Origin of the sequence: Paraburkholderia sp. WC7.3g (genome assembly GCF_050436345.1) — a bacterium.
Taxonomy (GTDB): Bacteria; Pseudomonadota; Gammaproteobacteria; order Burkholderiales; family Burkholderiaceae; genus Paraburkholderia; species Paraburkholderia podalyriae.
In genome coordinates, this window is record NZ_JBNDMA010000004.1 from 436477 (window position 1) to 451931 (window position 15455).

The 15455-nt window shown below is 62.6% G+C and carries 15 protein-coding genes; 5 read left to right on the forward strand and 10 right to left on the reverse strand.

All coding sequences use genetic code 11. The annotated features are described in order from the left end of the window. Positions 1 to 225 precede the first annotated feature (225 nt). Positions 226 to 1449, reverse strand: coding sequence for a YeeE/YedE family protein (locus tag OKW43_RS35340; protein WP_187633682.1), 1224 nt, complete (start codon positions 1447 to 1449; stop codon positions 226 to 228). Between the two features lie 326 nt (positions 1450 to 1775). Further along, positions 1776 to 2666, reverse strand: coding sequence for a LysR substrate-binding domain-containing protein (locus OKW43_RS35345; RefSeq protein ID WP_429453047.1), 891 nt, complete (start codon positions 2664 to 2666; stop codon positions 1776 to 1778). Positions 2667 to 2843: 177 nt separating this feature from the next. Here OKW43_RS35345 and OKW43_RS35350 point away from each other — a divergent pair, with 177 nt between their 5' ends. Then, complete coding sequence (locus OKW43_RS35350) at positions 2844 to 3443, forward strand: NADPH-dependent F420 reductase (protein WP_429454727.1); 600 nt, start codon at positions 2844 to 2846, stop codon at positions 3441 to 3443. Between the two features lie 190 nt (positions 3444 to 3633). Here the strand turns inward: OKW43_RS35350 and OKW43_RS35355 are convergent, their stop codons facing one another. From OKW43_RS35355 to OKW43_RS35385, 7 genes are all read right to left on the reverse strand, one after another. Continuing rightward, the gene (locus OKW43_RS35355) at positions 3634 to 4077 is read right to left on the reverse strand and encodes an SET domain-containing protein (protein ID WP_187633764.1); all 444 of its coding nucleotides are present in this window, start codon (positions 4075 to 4077) and stop codon (positions 3634 to 3636) included. Positions 4078 to 4195: 118 nt separating this feature from the next. Further along, positions 4196 to 5023 carry an ABC transporter permease gene (locus tag OKW43_RS35360; RefSeq protein WP_187633680.1) on the reverse strand — a complete coding sequence of 276 codons (828 nt, stop codon included), beginning with the start codon at positions 5021 to 5023 and terminating at the stop codon, positions 4196 to 4198. Positions 5024 to 5086: 63 nt separating this feature from the next. After that, complete coding sequence (locus OKW43_RS35365) at positions 5087 to 6343, reverse strand: ABC transporter permease (protein ID WP_429453050.1); 1257 nt, start codon at positions 6341 to 6343, stop codon at positions 5087 to 5089. 39 nt (positions 6344 to 6382) lie between these two features. After that, positions 6383 to 7438, reverse strand: a complete 1056-nt coding sequence (locus OKW43_RS35370) for an ABC transporter substrate-binding protein (RefSeq protein ID WP_187633678.1) — start codon at positions 7436 to 7438, stop codon at positions 6383 to 6385. 2 nt (positions 7439 to 7440) lie between these two features. Beyond that, entirely contained in the window at positions 7441 to 8646 is a 1206-nt protein-coding gene (locus OKW43_RS35375; protein ID WP_429453052.1) for an ABC transporter ATP-binding protein, read from the reverse strand. Between the two features lie 55 nt (positions 8647 to 8701). Continuing rightward, positions 8702 to 9853 carry an SRPBCC family protein gene (locus OKW43_RS35380; protein ID WP_429453054.1) on the reverse strand — a complete coding sequence of 384 codons (1152 nt, stop codon included), beginning with the start codon at positions 9851 to 9853 and terminating at the stop codon, positions 8702 to 8704. A 123-nt stretch (positions 9854 to 9976) separates the two neighbouring features. Next, entirely contained in the window at positions 9977 to 10900 is a 924-nt protein-coding gene (locus OKW43_RS35385; RefSeq protein WP_187633675.1) for a LysR family transcriptional regulator, read from the reverse strand. Between the two features lie 149 nt (positions 10901 to 11049). Here OKW43_RS35385 and OKW43_RS35390 point away from each other — a divergent pair, with 149 nt between their 5' ends. The 4 genes from OKW43_RS35390 to OKW43_RS35405 all read left to right on the forward strand — a co-directional run bounded on the left by OKW43_RS35390 (position 11050) and on the right by OKW43_RS35405 (position 14031). Continuing rightward, a complete protein-coding gene (locus tag OKW43_RS35390; protein ID WP_429453056.1) occupies positions 11050 to 12432 on the forward strand; it encodes a flavin-containing monooxygenase in 1383 nt (460 codons plus the stop codon). Next, entirely contained in the window at positions 12432 to 12863 is a 432-nt protein-coding gene (locus OKW43_RS35395; RefSeq protein ID WP_429453058.1) for a RidA family protein, read from the forward strand. Before OKW43_RS35390 ends, OKW43_RS35395 begins: the two co-directional genes overlap by 1 nt. Before the next feature lie 10 nt (positions 12864 to 12873). Then, a complete protein-coding gene (locus tag OKW43_RS35400) occupies positions 12874 to 13551 on the forward strand; it encodes a DUF1028 domain-containing protein (RefSeq protein WP_429453060.1) in 678 nt (225 codons plus the stop codon). A gap of 171 nt (positions 13552 to 13722) precedes the next feature. Beyond that, positions 13723 to 14031: a hypothetical protein gene (locus OKW43_RS35405; protein ID WP_187633671.1), complete on the forward strand. Its 309-nt coding sequence runs from the start codon at positions 13723 to 13725 to the stop codon at positions 14029 to 14031. A gap of 70 nt (positions 14032 to 14101) precedes the next feature. Here the strand turns inward: OKW43_RS35405 and OKW43_RS35410 are convergent, their stop codons facing one another. After that, the gene (locus tag OKW43_RS35410) at positions 14102 to 15430 is read right to left on the reverse strand and encodes an NAD(P)/FAD-dependent oxidoreductase (protein ID WP_429453062.1); all 1329 of its coding nucleotides are present in this window, start codon (positions 15428 to 15430) and stop codon (positions 14102 to 14104) included. Positions 15431 to 15455 lie beyond the last annotated feature (25 nt).

The following is a 15455-nucleotide window of genomic DNA, read 5'->3' on the forward strand; positions in this document are numbered from 1 at the left end:
GTCCTCCGTCCTGTCAGGCAGGTGACGTAACGCACGGTCCACCGGAATTCAGAGGCGTCATGTCCGACGATTGGACTCGCGCAAAGGCATGCGCAGACAACGCGCGAAGTCAGCAACCGCACGGACCCAGTATAGGATTTTCAGGTCGCGATGCTGCACTCACGCGTTGTCAAGGACGGCTTGTTGCCGGTCCACGACGGCCGGTCTGGCGAAGTCTCGGTCCGATCAGCAACCCGTCTGCTTTACGCGCTCGACCGCGAGGCCGAACATCGGTCGCAGCTTCGTGCCGATCACGTTGCCGACAAATGCCGCGACGAGCCACAGCCAGCCGTGCACGCTGCCCGACACGATGCCGCTGAAGTACGCGCCGATATTGCAGCCGTAGGCGAGGCGCGCGCCATAGCCGAGAATCAGTCCGCCGATGATTGCCGCGATCAGCGAGCGCAGCGGCAGACGCCACACCGGCGCGTAGCGGCCGGCGAGCGAAGCGGCAACCATCGCGCCGATCACGATGCCGATGTCCATCACCGACTTCACGTCGTGGCTGATCGGTGCGGCGAGGGCGGCCGCGTTCGGGCCGGTGCTCCACACATGCCAGCTCGCGACGTCGATGCCCATCGCGGAGAACGCTTTGGCGCCCCACAGCGCGAACGCCGACGTAATGCCCCACGGATGGCCCGACAGCGCGAGCGTCACGAAGTTGAGGATCGCGAGCACGACGCCGCCGGCGAGGAGCGGCCACGGGCCATGCAGCCACGGCGATGCGTTCGGTGCGCGATCCACGTCGCTGACGAGACGGCCGTGACGGCGCTTTTCGATCAGCACCGTCAGCGCGGCGATCGCCGCGAACACCGCGAGGTTCAGCGCGATCGCCGGGCCGACGCCGAGCGTCTGCACGAGCGAGATCGGCGGCAGATGCGGCAGCGCGGACCAGAACGGCATATGCGCGGTGCCGACCACCGAGCCGACGATGAACGCGATCAGCGTGACGATCATCCGCGTGCTGCCGCCGCCGACCGTGTACAGCGTGCCGGACGCGCAGCCGCCGCCGAGCTGCATGCCAATGCCGAACATGAACGCGCCGATCAGGACCGACGTGCTGACGGGCGACACTTCGCCGACGACCGGATGACCGAACAACGTGCCGGCGGAAAGCGCTGGGAAGAACAGCAGCACGCCGACCGCGAGCATCAGCATCTGAGCGCGCAGGCCGGCGCCGCGGCCATCGGCGATGAACACGCGCCATGCGGACGTGAAGCCGAACGCGGCGTGATAGAGCGTGATGCCGAGCAGCGCGCCGAGGACATACAGTGCGGCCTGCTTCGCGCTGACGGTCTGCGCGAGATAGATCGCGCCGAGCACGACGAGCGCGAGCGCGACGCCGAGCGGCTTCGGATTGATGTTGACGAGACGGCGCGGTGCGCCGAACGAGGTGGAAAGATCGGACATGATGAGCGGGGCGGACGCGCTTGTCGCGCGAGGGCGGCACGTCGGTGAGATGGCCGTCGCTGCGCGGGAGAAGACCGCGAAAGATCGTCTAGGGAAAGCTCGCGAGTATACCGAAATGTCGCAATGCGCCGCTGCCTGCCAAGGCTTACGCCCTTGAATGGCCAATCCGGGGCGCGCGCCGTGCAGCGAGCCTGGAAGGCCGGCCACACGGGGCTTTACGGGAATCGACGGCAGTTAAAGCCGCTCGTTTAATAACCAGCCGTCATAGCGATATTTCAAATTTGCCTTGAAATCGCCATCAACGTCTTCGTCGACTGTTTCCAGCTTCATAAGCGCTGCGGCAACGCAGCCGCAAAAAAGTCGGTGACCCGGCGCACGCGCGCAGGCACGAAACGACGCCGCGGCCAGACGATGCTCACATCACGGGCGTCCCGGAGGAAGTCGTTCAGCACGGTCACGATGTCGGGATCCTTGAGTTCTTCGGCGAGCGAGAGCTTCGCGAAGAGTCCGATTCCCACACCCGCGAGCACGGCCGATCGTATCGTCTCGACGCTGTTCGACGACAGGTTGCCTCGCACGGCGACGCTGAACCGGCCTTGCGGCCCATGAAATGGCCAGTTCGCCGATTCGGTCAGACCGCCGTAGAGCAGGCAATTGTGATGGGCGAGTTCCGCTGGATCTTCGGGTATGCCGTGCTGCTCGAAATAGCGACGCGATCCAACGCAGACCAGCGGGGTGCTCGCGATTCGCTTCACGACCGAATCGGGATCGTTGACCGGGCCTACTCGAATCGCGAGATCGATTCGATCCTCCACCATATCTCGCACGAAATCCGACAACACGAGATCCACCTCGAGACCGGGGTTCAGCGACAACAGCATGGGAATCAGCGGAAGCACATGAAGACGCCCGAACGTCGACGCGGTCGCGATCCGGATAGGGCCCGACACCTGCAGTGAATGGCTGGTGAGCTCGCTGTTAGCCTCATCGATTTCGCCGATCAGCGGCTTGATCCGGTCGTAATAGGTTTGCCCTTGATCGGTCAGTGTCACGCTACGGGTGCTTCGATTGAACAGCACGACGCCCAGGCGCCGCTCCAGCGCGCCCACAGCCTTGCTAATCGCGGATTGCGATGCGGCCATTCTGCGCGCCGCCGCCGAAAATCCGCCCGCTTCGACCACGGCGATAAACGCGTCGAGTTCGTAGAACCGATCCATCCTATTCCGCCGGGAAGTGAATCAACACCGAAATGGCGTCATTGTCGGCGATTTCGGGTCTTCGATCTATTCCGCTACAGAATCGGTCTTATGAAAAACCGGCTGATTATCAATCGTCTGCTCTCCCAATACCATGGGTTCGTGGCTGAACAAATCATCCCCGAAAGGAGAGTCTCCATGAGCTATTCGATCATTGGCTTTGGCGCGGTAGGCCAGGCGCTCGCCCGCGCGTTTGCAAGAAAGAACATCGACGTGACCGTCGCCAGCCGTCGCCCCCCTGAGACGTTGATGCAGCCGGCACGAGCGATCGGCCCGACTGTGGCGCCCGCAACGCTGCGGGATGCGATCACGTCCGACACCATCATTCTGGCCGTACCGTTTTGGGAGCACCGCGAGGTTGCGAAGCAGCTTGCAAGTTGGCAGGGCAAGACGATCATCGACGCGACAAATGCGTTCGGTGTTGCCGTCGAAGACCTGGGAGGCCAGCCGTCCTCCGCCGTCGTCGCCAAAGCGTTTACCGGCGCCAGCTTCGTCAAGGGCTTCAACCATCTGCCGGCAGCCGTTCTGGCTGCCGACCCGAATGTGAAGGGCGGTCGCCGCGTCGTGTTTCTGTCGAGCGACGACGACAGCGCGGTGGTGCCGGTCGCGGCTTTGGCCGAACGGCTTGGTTTCGCGCCGATCTCGCTAGGACCACTCGAGGAGGGCGGTTCGCTCGTTCAGGCGAGGGGTAATAGCTGGGCTCGACTGATCTTCGAGGATCTCGTCAAGTTCAAATAGTGGTGTCGCCTGAAACGCACACAAGGAGTACCGACATGATTGACAAAGTGATCTGGCCGGCCCGATACGACCCGAAACATTCGGCGATCTACGCGCTGAACGACATCGACCTCGCCCGTGCGGCGGAGGCCGAGGTTGCGCGCCAGGCTGCCTGATCCGGAGGAAACACGATCGAACGGCACGACTACGATCACTGCACGTCGTTACCCAGCATGGTTCGACGACATGCCGGCGCACCACAATGACACCGGTACTGGGCGCGAATGTCGTCGGTGACCGCGCCGTCTACTGTCAGACCGTAATTGATGAAAAGCTCATCGCCCGGTGCGATAGTGACGAGCGCATGAATGAATACCCGTTCGCCCATCTCGATTGCCTCGCAGTTGGGCGCGCACGCATGGTTCAGAAAGCGGGCGCTGTTGCCACCACGGCTGCCGTCGATCACACGACCATTGGACAGTCCAAACACGAACGTGTGGCCAGCGTCGACTCGCTGACGGGCGGCGGCGCGCCGCCAGCTGGTCACTTCCCCCTTGTACTCGATGACCCGTTCGCCCGCGGCGATCGGCTGCAGCGCGAACAGTCCCATGCCGTGCACGGGTGAGCGGCGTGCGCTGATGCGTCGTAATCGCATGATGTGGTTTCCTTCGCGACCCTCGGTCGTTGCATGTGGTTTATCGGCGATGCGAAGCATATCGCCACGCTGTCAGGCTGGCAACGGTAACGGGCATCACGCCGGTGTCACGAACGGGTCAGGCAAGTGAGCGGCTGGCCGCCGCTGCGCGCTTGCGCAACCAGTTCATGCACGCGAACAGCGCAACGGCGAACACCATCAGCAGGGTGGCCACGGCAAGGATCGACGGGTCGATCTGGTCCCGGATGCCGCTCCACATCTGCCGCGGCACGGTGCGCTGCGCGGGGCCGCCAATGAACAGAATGACGATCACTTCGTCGAACGATGTCGCGAATGCGAACACACTGCCAGTCGCGACGGCGGGCGTGATCAGCGGCAGCGTGACGCGACGAAATGCGACCCACGGCTGCGCGCCCAGACCCGAGGCTGCGCGAAGCAGACTTTGATCGAACGACAGCAGCGAAGCCGTCACGGTGATTACCACGAAGGGCGTACCGAGTGCCGCATGCGCAAGCACGACGCCAACATACGAATTCACCAGCCCGAGCGGCGAAAAGACCAGATAAAAACCTGCCGCGACGACAACGATAGGCACGATCATCGGCGACACGATGATGGGCATGATGATCGAGCGGTAAGGAAACTGCGCGCGGCTCAAGCCGAGCGCGGCAAGCGTGCCGAGAACCGTCGCGATCAGCGTCGACGCCGCGCCGATGCCGATGCTGTTCGCGAACGCGCGTTGCCAGTCGGGCGAACTCAGCGCCTGCGCGTACCAGCGCAGCGAGAAGCCTTGCATCGGGTACGAGAAGAACGAGCCGGAGTTGAACGACAGCGGCACGATCGCGAGGATCGGCGCGACGAGGAAAAAGAAAACGAGCGCGCAATGCACGCGTATTCCCGCGCCCGCGATGCGTTCCGACAGTAGCCGGGTTCGTCCGTCTTTCATCTGGGTCTGCCTGTTGATCAACTATACGAATGAGACACGAATGAGCGCCAGTTCCGCGGCGCATTAACCGAAGCGCAAGCGGTCGATACCAACCAGCCGGTTGAAGATGAAATAGAACACCGCTGTGAATGCGATCAGATAGCACGACAGCGCGCCCGCGAGTCCCCAGTTGAGCCGATCGTTGGTCTGCGACGCGATCAGCTGGCTGATCATCTCGTCGCCGGCACCGCCTAGCAGCGCGGGGGTGATGTAATAACCGAGCGCGAGCACGAACACGAGAAAACATCCCGCGCCGACGCCCGGCAGCGTCTGCGGAATATACACGCGCACGAAGGCCACAGCCGGATGCGCGCCGAGGGATTGCGCCGCGCGCATATACACGGGCGATACACCTTTCATCACCGAAAAGATTGCGAGGATCATGTACGGCAGCAGAATATGTGTCATGCCGATCAACACACCCGTGCGATTGAAAATAAGCGGTAACGGATGATCGATGAGCCCGAAGCGGGACAACGCGCTGTTGATTACACCACCTGGTTGCAGCAGCACATACCACGCGGTGGTACGCACCAGCAGCGAGGTCCAGAACGGTACGATCACGAACAGAATCAGCCGGTTGCTCTGGTTCTGCGGTAGTGTCGCGAGCAGATACGCGACCGGATAGCCCAACACCAGACACAGCAGCGTGACCGTCGCGCTGATCGTGACGGTGCGTTCGAAGGCCGCGCGGTAGACCGCACTGTCTGCCGCGACAGACGTCACCGAACCATCAGGCGCGACTTGCGCGTCGACGGCGTTCAGCAAATAGTCGGGTGTGGGCGAGATCGACGCGCGCGTGAGCAGACGCCAGGTTTCCGGCGCGCTCCAGCGTTCGTCCAGATCGATCAGGGCAGGCTTCCATTGCGCGGGCGTTTGCGAACGTATCGCGCGCGCCGTCTTGAAGAGCAGGCTGCGGAACTCCGGTTGATAGAAGTTCATGCGCCGCGCGATATTGCCGAGCTGGCCGTGATCGCCGGCGTCCTTCAGGTCGTGCGCGAGTGCGGCAAATGCCGGTTCGCCGGGTACGCCCGCGCCGTCCCATCCGGCCAGCGCCGCGCTCAACCGCGGCATGCCGGCGTGCACTTCAGGGTTCCGCACGCTGCGCACGAGCAGGCTCGCGATCGGTGCAACGAACGTCACCAGCAGAAAGATCAGTAACGGCAAAGCCAGCAGCAGCGCGCGCATCGCGGCCTTGCGGCGCGCAGCGCGAAACGACTCGCGGTTCGCGGCCTGCGGGCCGCGGCCAAAAGGGGCGGTGGATGGCAGCGGCGTGTTCATCGTGCTCGATCTCTCGGGTGACGTTCGTTCGATCTGGCGCTACTGCGTCAGCCAGTTCTGGAACCGCTTGTTGATCGCATCCGCGTTGTCGGCCCAGAACGTCGCGTTGATTTGCAGCGGACGCTTGAAGTTCGCCGGTGCCGTCGGCAGATCGTTCAGACGCGCTTTGTCGATCAGCGCAATGGCGTCCTTGCGCGGCGGCGCATAGGCGATGTACTTCGACAGGTCCGCATAGGCCTGCGGCGTCGAGGCCGACACGATGAACTTCTGCGCCGCGTCGGCATGCTTCGCGCCGTTGACCACGGCCCACCATTCGTAGTCGTACACCTGCGCGTCCCAGACGACCTTGAAGGGCTTCTTGTCCTTGTGCACGGCGTCGTCGATGCGGCCGTTGTACGCCTGCGTCATCACGACCGCGCCGTCGGCGAGGAGCTGCGGCGCCTGCGCACCCGCTTCCCACCAGACGATGCTCGACTTGATCGTGTCGAGCTTCTTGAACGCGCGGTCGACGCCAGCAGGCGTGGAGAGCGTCTTGTACACGTCCTTGGGTGCAACACCATCGGCGATCAACGCCCATTCCATCGCGACCTTCGGCGACTTGCGCATGCCGCGCTTGCCGGGATACTTGTTGAGGTCGAAGAAATCGTTGATGGTGGTCGGCGCGGATTTCAGCTTGCTGGTGTCGTACGCATAGACGGTGGACCACACCATCGCCGCGACGGCGCAATCGCTGATCGAGCCCGGCAGGAAGTCACTGGTGTTGCCGAGCGCCTTCTTGTCGAACTTCGCGATGAGGCCTTCGTCGCACGCGGTGATCGCGTCGTTGGTTTCGAGGTCGATCAGGTCCCAGGTCGGGTTCTTCGCCTGCTCCATCGCCTGAAGTTTGGCGAGGCCGCCATCGTAGGACTCGGTGGAGAACTGGTTGCCGGTTTTCGCGGTGAACGGTTCGAACCACGCTTTTTTCGCGGCAGCTTCGTACGCACCGCCAAACGTGACGACGGAAATCGTGTCGGCCGCATGAACCGTGGCGGTGGCAGCCACCCCGAGCGCGCACGCCGCGACGGTGGTCCTGAATAACGATCGTGTGGTCTTCATTTCTAGTTGGCTCCTGCGATAAGTGGCGAGGCGGACGAGGGAACGGAAACAGTGGAATAGTCGGCGCCGCCGGACACGGCTGCCGATGGCGGCGCGGCTGCCGCCGCGGGCAGCACCTTGCAGTCGTCGCGTCGCCAGGTCACGGCGGTCTGACGGCCGAGCGCGGGTAGATCATGGTGCTGTGTGTTCGGCACCTTGACGACCATGCTTTCGCCATGGCCGAGCTTCAGATGCACGCGATGATGATCGCCGCAGTACACGAGTTCCTCGACCAGCGCGTGCACGACGTTCATGTTCTGCCGTGTCGCTTCCTGCACAGCATCTGGCGTCGCCGCGATGTGCGCGCGCTCGGGACGTAGCGCCAGCACCGCCGTGTCGCCTGACGCGAGCCCGACGCCCGGGCGTCCGCACACCGTGCTGCCGTCGGCGAGCTGCATCGCAGCCCATTCCCCCCCGTCGGAATTGACGCGACCGGTCAGTCCGTTGTTTTCGCCGACGAAATTGGCAACGAACGCATTCGCCGCGTTTTCGTAGAGTTCGGTGGGTGCGGCGGCCTGCTGGATGCGTCCATCGGAAAAGACGGCGACGCGGTCCGACATCGTCAATGCTTCGTTCTGGTCGTGCGTCACGTAGACGATCGTCAGGGACAGTTCGCGATGGAGCCGCATGATTTCGTATTGCATGGTTTCACGCAGACGCTTGTCGAGCGCGCCAAGCGGCTCGTCCATCAGCACCACGCTCGGCTCGAAAACCAGCGCGCGGGCGAGCGCGACGCGCTGCTGCTGGCCACCGGACAGTTGCGACGGACGCCGCGCCGCCAGATGCGATAACTCCACCATGTCGAGCACGCGCATCACCCGCGTTTTCTGTTCGCTCCGGCTCAGCCTGCGCACGGACAGCGGAAACGCGACGTTCTCGGCAATCGTCATGTGCGGGAACAGCGCATAGTTCTGAAACACCAGGCCGATATCGCGCCGATGCGGCGGCTTGTCGTCCAGACGCTTGCCGGCGAGGCGAATCTCGCCGCGCGTCGGAGCTTCGAATCCCGCGAGCATCATCAGTGTCGTGGTCTTGCCGGAACCGGACGGACCGAGCAGCGAAACGAATTCACCGTGCGCAACGTCGAGATCGAGTCCCTCGACGACGCTATGCACGCCGTCGTAGGACTTGCTGACGCCTGCGAACGAAATAAATGGTTGGCTTGACATGGGTAACTCGGCAGAGTGTTGGCAGTCCACGTGACGCGGCAAATGACGCGGCAAATCACGTCCCCCCCAGGCGTCCCGCCAGATAGCGGGCGAAGTCGTAATTCGGCCGTTCAAGCGGGCTCAGATGGCCGGGCTTCGCGAGTGGCGCGTGCACGCCGCGAAACACCGCCTCGACGCCGCGCCGGTCCTCGGCGTTCACTTCGTCGAGCAGCGTCTTCAGCGTGGCCATGTAATCGGCGCCTTGCGGATCGTCGACGAATTCCGGTGCGAGACCGCCGCCGAAGCGGATATGCACGCGGCCGACGCCCCGCGGTTGCAGGATCAGATACCAGAAGTAGCCAGGCGTCAGCGTAATCAGATGTGTCGGGTAGATCGCCAGCAACGCGGTGGTACGGCGCCAATGCCCTTGCAGACGCGTATTGGACGGATGCGCATTGCCAATCGGCAGCGATGCTTCCTTGGTGATCCAGTGATAGTTGAACGCAGGCGAACCCGGCGGACATTCCATTTCTTCGAGCTTCGAGTGCGGTCCGACCGTTGCGCGATGCAGCATCGGCAGGTGATAGCTCTCCATGAAATTTTCCGCGAGGATCTTCCAGTTGGTGTCCCACACATGCTCTTCGTGGAAGGTCTCGACGTAGTCGCTCATACCGTACGGCTCGATCAGCTTCGTCAGTTCGGACAGGTGAGATTCCACCGCAGGCGTGTGCTCGTCGAGCGTGACGTAGATCCAGCCTTGCCACGTCTCGCAGCGCAACTCGGGCAGCCTGTATTGCTCCTTGCAAAAGCCCGGCTGCTGATCCATCAGCGGCGCGCCCGCGAGCGAGCCATCGAGCGTGTAGTTCCATGCGTGATAGGGACACACGATCCGGCGCACATTGCCGCGCCCTTCGAGCAGTATCGACATCCGGTGCAGGCAAACATTCGAGAATGCGCGCAACGCACCACTCGCATCACGCAGCACGAACACCGGCTGATCGTCGATTTGTGCGCTCAGGTAGTCGCCGCTCGTGGCGAGGGCGCTCGCGCGGCCCACGCACAACCACTCGTTGTGAAACACATTACGTTGTTCAAGTGCGAGAAACGCCTCCGACGTATAGACCGCAGGCGGCATTGCGTGTGCATCCTCGAACGGACGCTCGCAGTTCTCGCGCAGCGCGCGAACGATGTCGAGCTCAGTGTCCGCCGACTGAAGAATGGCTGCCATGTGCGCCTCCCGTCAGTGTGTACATCCGATGAGCATCAATCTAACAATCCAAATTGCTAGGTAAAATATTGTTTTTGGATGCAGTGCATAGTTTTAGCCTATGTCGTCACGCTTTCCGGGCTGTTAATGGATGTGTAGGCGCCGAATATACGTTTCACAAAATGCCGAGAAGCGTTTGACCACCTCACGCGCCTTGACGGTGCTCGACAGTGCAATGCCGAGCGTTGTCGCATTGACGTTTTCCTTGAAACGTTTAATCACGAAGTCTTCGCCGTCCACTGTCCGGGTCGACTTCAGCGGGAAGTTGAGTATGCTGTAACCCAAGCCGTTGGCGACCATGCCACGCACCACTTCAGGCTGTGACGACCGGAAAGCCGCGGTAGGGCGGCTGCCCACTGCGTCGAACAGCGCGGAAAAGTACTCGCGGCTATGCGGAAGGTCCAGCATCACATAGGGCTCAGGCAGCAGATCGGCCAGCGATACCTTGCGTGCCCGTGCAAGCCGGTGTGTCTTGGGCAGGATGACATACGGCGGCAGCGAAAGCAGCGGGGTAAACGCGATTCCATCGGTGATATCGAGGCTGTAGGTCAGCGCGATATCGAGCGAGCCGTCGTGCAGGCCGCTCAAAAGCGTGTCCTGATGCGCTTCCGTCGTACGAAAGGTGATCGCGGAGTAATCCTGCACGAAGCGGCTGATGATGCCGGGCATCAGCGGCGGGGCCAGCGACACCATGCAGCCCAGCGAGATGGAGCCCGACATCCCGCCGTCGATTTCCGTCGCGGTCAACTGCAATTCCTCGGCGTTCTGAAGCAGATTGCGAGCGTGGCCGAGCAGATCGCGGCCCGGTTGCGTGAGGGACAGGCCGCTGGCGTGATGGCGGATGAACAGCTGGACGCCGAACGATTCCTCCAGATCCGCGAGCGACGTCGAGATGGACGGCTGCGAAATGTGCAGCCGCTTTGCCGCGGCGGTGAACGAAAGCGTCTCGGCCGTGACGACAAAGTACCTGAGCTGACGCAACGAGTAGCGTATCGAGTTGCCGTCCATCAGTTGCTCCATGATCGGTCGAACCGATTGTCGCGCGCTAATTGTCGCTTGCATAGCGAAAAACGATGCAAAGCATTTTTAAAATATAGTTTTTGTTGTCCGCGACGCGGCGTAGATTCTGTCCGACCGCTTTTCAGAAGGAGAAGGCCATGGCGGCTGAAACATTGTCGATCGACACGCTGGTCATAGGCGCGGGTCAGGCTGGCGTGGCAATCAGTGAACACCTGAGCAAACTCGGCGTGCCCCATCTTGTGCTGGAGCGCGACCGCATCGCCGAACGCTGGCGTACATGCCGCTGGGATTCGCTGGTCGCCAATGGTCCCGCCTGGCACGACCGCTTCCCTAATATGGAGTTCGAAGGACTCGATCCCGATGCGTTCGCAGCCAAGGATCAGGTCGCCGATTACTTCGAAGCCTATGCGCGCAAGTTCAATGCGCCGATCCGCACAGGGGTCGAGGTCACGAGCGTCGAGCGTAAGAAGGGCCAGCCAGGATTTACGATCGCAACGTCCGATGGCGCGATCGAAGCCAGTCGCGTGGTGGTTGCGACAGGGCCGTTCCAGCGTCCCGTCATTCCCCCCATCGCGCCACAGGACGTCGACCTCACGCAGCTTCATTCGGCCGACTATCGCAAACCGGTGCAACTGCCCGAAGGCGCGGTGCTCGTGGTCGGCGCGGGGTCGTCCGGCGTGCAGATCGCGGATGAACTGCAACGTGCGGGCCGCACGGTTTATCTGTCCGTCGGTGCGCATGACCGTCCGCCGCGCGCTTATCGCGGTCGCGATTTCTGCTGGTGGCTGGGTGTGCTCGGCGAATGGGACAAGGAAGTCGCCGTTCCGGGACGCGAGCATGTAACCATCGCCGTCAGCGGCGCATACGGCGGCCAGACCATCGATTTTCGCAGGCTCGCGCATCGGGGTATGACGCTCGTCGGCACGACGAAATCGTTCGCGAATGGCGTGGCGACCTTCGAACAGGACCTCGCCGCCAATCTGAAGCGTGGCGACGAAAACCTGATGTCACTGCTTGATGCCGCCGACGACTACGTCGAGCGCAACGGCGTCGACCTGCCGGAAGACCCCGACGCTCGCGTTATTCCACCCGATCCGGCCTGCGTGACGCATCCGCTGCCGGAACTGGATCTGAAGAAGGCGGAGGTGAGCACGATCATCTGGGCCACTGGCTATGCCGTCGATTTCAGCTGGCTGCACGTGAACGCGTTCGACGATAACGGCAAGCCGCAGCATCAGCGCGGTGTATCGAAGGAGCCCGGCGTGTATTTCCTCGGCCTGCCGTGGCTGTCGCGGCGCGCGTCGTCGTTTATCTGGGGCGTTTGGCACGACGCCAGGCACATTGCCGATCACATCGTCACACAGCGAAAATACCTCGCGTATCGCGACGCGTCGCAGCGTCAGCAGGACGCGCGCGCTATGCCTGACGCGAATACAACCGCGAATGCAAGCGCGAATCCAACCGATACGGCGTGCGACGCATCGCACGCTCCGAAGGCCAAAGAAGTGGGAGTGAACTGATGCCTACGCATACTCGCATCCGCATGTTCAATACGAAGGAGACGTACCCGAACCAGTCGCTGGACAACGATCTTTGCCAGGCGGTTCGCGCGGGCAATACGGTCTATGTGCGCGGCCAGGTCGGTACCGATTTCGACGGCAACCTGATCGGTCTCGGCGATCCACGCGCGCAGGCCGAGCAGGCGATGAAGAACGTCAGGCAGCTTCTCGAAGAAGCGGGCAGCGATCTGTCGCATATCGTCAAGACGACGACTTATATCACCGATCCGCGTTATCGCGATCCGGTGTATCAGGAAGTCGGCAAGTGGCTGAAGGGCGTATATCCGATTTCGACCGGGCTCTGCGTCAGCGCGCTCGGCCAGCCGCAATGGCTGATGGAAATCGACGTGATCGCCGTGATTCCTGACAACTGGAAGCCCGCTGAGGCCTAAGGAGCCGCTCATGACATTCTCGATCGTCGGACGTTGTGGAAAGACCGGTCAGCTCGGTATCGCGATCAGTTCATCGAGCATTGCGGTCGGTGCGAGGTGTCCGTGGGCGCGCGCTGGCGTCGGTGCGGTGGCGACGCAGAACGTGACGTTGCCCGCGCTCGGGCCGCAGATTCTCGATCTGCTGGACAGCGAACGTATCGCGGCGGATGTGGCGCTCGAACGGGCGCTAGGCGCGAGCGAATGGAGCGAGTACCGGCAGGTGACGGTGGTCGACAGCGAAGGGCGAACCGCGCTTTTCACCGGCAAGGAAGCACTCGGCGTGCATCACGCCGTCGCGGGAAATCAGTGTGTGGCAGCGGGTAATCTGCTCGCCGGCAAGCCGGTGATCGACGCGATGGTGAAAGCGTTCGAGGGCGCACAAGGCGCGCTCGCCGATCGTCTGCTACACGCGATGCATGCGGCCGTAGAAGCTGGCGGAGAAGCAGGCCCCGTGCATTCGGCGGTTCTGAAGATCGTCGATACGCACGTGTGGCCGGTCGTCGATCTGCGGGTCGATTGGGCGGATGACGATCCGATCGGCAAACTCGACGCGCTATGGCAAGCGTATCGGCCGCAGATGCTGGACTACATCGCGCGCGCGTTGAATCCGACCGCGGCGCCGAGCTACGGCGTGCCCGGCGATCAGTGAGCTGTCGAGCCCCTCGCTCGAACCGTTCAGCGTGGGAAAAACCCGACTCAGGATTTTCTGACGTCTGGATCAGGCATTGCCGTAATCATTTGCAGCCGCTGACGACTGCGCGCTATCGACCGTTGATTCACCATCGCTAACTGTTGCGAAGATCGAAAGGCGACGTGCAAAATGATTGCGGACTTTCTGGACCGACGCAGGCGCTTGCAAGAGATCGATAGAATCTGCCTGCGCCTGTTCGACACGTGGTGCGAGGCGCGCAGCCTGACGCCATTGGCATACCTGCTGTGTTGCTGGCCGTTGCGCGACAGTCATCCTGCCGCGATACGCCGTTTGCAGCAGACGTTGAAGGAACTGCGCCGCTATCATGCGGAAGGATTCGATGCCGGCACGTTCCTGGCGCTAGACCTGCTTGTCGACTGCCTTGACGAACTGACCGATCGTGCAGACATTCCGGTGAAGTTTTCGCTAGTCAACTAGCCGGGCGCAAAGTGCGCGCCGCGACGCGTGCGAATGCGATCGCGGTTGGCAAGTATTCCCGCCATCGCCGTTACATCATTTCCGGTCTCGCCAGCCGGGTTCCATCGGTAAAGCGCGTCAATCGGTACGGCTGTATGTCGATCCCGGTCGCGTCATTCGTCACGATGCGGCTCACTAGCATGCCGGCGCCCGGTCCCAGTCCGAATCCATGGCCGCTGAACCCGGACGCGATCACGAGGCCGGGGGTGCTATGCACGCGTGACATCACCGGCACCAGATCGGGCGTCGTGTCGATCGCGCCCGCCCACGCATCAGCGATCCGCAATCCTGACAGTTCGGGAAACACCGTCGCGACGTTTTTCAGAGCACGGGCCGGCCACTCGGCATCGGGTGCAGGATCGAGAACCCGCGTCAGCTCGAACGGAGAAATGTCGTCGTTACGCCAGTTCGCACTCCCTTCGGGGCCGCCGAAAAAGGGCTGCGCCATCCGGAACTTGAGCTTCTTGTTGATTTTGCTGCGGAACATCTTGCGAAACTTGACCGCGTGCCGCAGGTTCTGTGGCGCGATTTCCATTCGTCCGTAGCCGGGGACCGCGATCGTATAACCGCCGTCGAGCCGCCGCCTCATCGCGAAGTTCGGGCCCGAGAAGCACCCGTCTATCACGGCCGGCGCTTCGGCCGTGCGCAGCGCGGTGCCGATCACGTTGAGCGCCGGCAGATCGATGCCATGATGCCGGCAGAACAGAGCACTCCACGCGCCGCCGGCCAGCACGACGCTGCTCGCGCCGATCAGGCCGCGCTCGGTCCATACACCGGCGACCCGGCCCGCGCTGATGTCGAGTCCGCGAACCGCGCAGGTCTGATGCACGCGCGCGCCGAGTCGTTGCGCGCCTCTTGCAATGGCGGGCGCAGCGATGGACGGCTCCGCACGTCCATCGGAATGCGACCACACGCCGCCCACCCACTTCGCCTGACCATTCGGAACGCGCGCTGCCAGTTCGCGAGCCGACAGCAACTGACTGTCGAAGCCAAGCGCACGCGCCTTGCCGAGCCAGGTTTCCCATTGCGCGACGTCCGCGGACTGCTCGCTTCCGTACAGAATGCCGGTTCGCCGAAAGCCGATGTCTTCGCCGAGTTCGTCGCTCAACTCGCCCCAGCGCGCGAGGCTCTGCATCGCGAGCGGCAACTCGTGCAGGTCGCGGTTCTGCTGGCGCACCCAACCCCAGTTGCGTCCCGACTGTTCCGCGCCAATGATGCCTTTCTCGAGCAGCGCGACCGATACGCCGCGCCGCGCAAGCTCGTAAGCGGTGCTGACGCCGATGATGCCGCCGCCGATCACTGCGACGTCGCAGCGATCGGGGAATCCCTCGCTATTCGAGACTTCGTCGATTCTTAGCATGTTCGAGCAACCGTGGATTGACATG

What these genes read in the sequence shown, in the direction of transcription:
- OKW43_RS35395 (WP_429453058.1), top strand. Translation starts at nt 12,432, where the DNA reads ATGCCTACGCATACTCGCATCCGCATGTTCAATACGAAGGAGACGTAC.
- OKW43_RS35355 (WP_187633764.1), bottom strand. Translation starts at nt 4,077, where the DNA reads ATGCGATTACGACGCATCAGCGCACGCCGCTCACCCGTGCACGGCATG.
- OKW43_RS35390 (WP_429453056.1), top strand. Translation starts at nt 11,050, where the DNA reads ATGGCGGCTGAAACATTGTCGATCGACACGCTGGTCATAGGCGCGGGT.
- OKW43_RS35340 (WP_187633682.1), bottom strand. Translation starts at nt 1,449, where the DNA reads ATGTCCGATCTTTCCACCTCGTTCGGCGCACCGCGCCGTCTCGTCAAC.
- OKW43_RS35385 (WP_187633675.1), bottom strand. Translation starts at nt 10,900, where the DNA reads ATGGACGGCAACTCGATACGCTACTCGTTGCGTCAGCTCAGGTACTTT.
- OKW43_RS35410 (WP_429453062.1), bottom strand. Translation starts at nt 15,430, where the DNA reads ATGCTAAGAATCGACGAAGTCTCGAATAGCGAGGGATTCCCCGATCGC.
- OKW43_RS35365 (WP_429453050.1), bottom strand. Translation starts at nt 6,343, where the DNA reads ATGAACACGCCGCTGCCATCCACCGCCCCTTTTGGCCGCGGCCCGCAG.
- OKW43_RS35370 (WP_187633678.1), bottom strand. Translation starts at nt 7,438, where the DNA reads ATGAAGACCACACGATCGTTATTCAGGACCACCGTCGCGGCGTGCGCG.
- OKW43_RS35405 (WP_187633671.1), top strand. Translation starts at nt 13,723, where the DNA reads ATGATTGCGGACTTTCTGGACCGACGCAGGCGCTTGCAAGAGATCGAT.
- OKW43_RS35400 (WP_429453060.1), top strand. Translation starts at nt 12,874, where the DNA reads ATGACATTCTCGATCGTCGGACGTTGTGGAAAGACCGGTCAGCTCGGT.
- OKW43_RS35345 (WP_429453047.1), bottom strand. Translation starts at nt 2,666, where the DNA reads ATGGATCGGTTCTACGAACTCGACGCGTTTATCGCCGTGGTCGAAGCG.
- OKW43_RS35380 (WP_429453054.1), bottom strand. Translation starts at nt 9,853, where the DNA reads ATGGCAGCCATTCTTCAGTCGGCGGACACTGAGCTCGACATCGTTCGC.
- OKW43_RS35375 (WP_429453052.1), bottom strand. Translation starts at nt 8,646, where the DNA reads ATGTCAAGCCAACCATTTATTTCGTTCGCAGGCGTCAGCAAGTCCTAC.
- OKW43_RS35350 (WP_429454727.1), top strand. Translation starts at nt 2,844, where the DNA reads ATGAGCTATTCGATCATTGGCTTTGGCGCGGTAGGCCAGGCGCTCGCC.
- OKW43_RS35360 (WP_187633680.1), bottom strand. Translation starts at nt 5,023, where the DNA reads ATGAAAGACGGACGAACCCGGCTACTGTCGGAACGCATCGCGGGCGCG.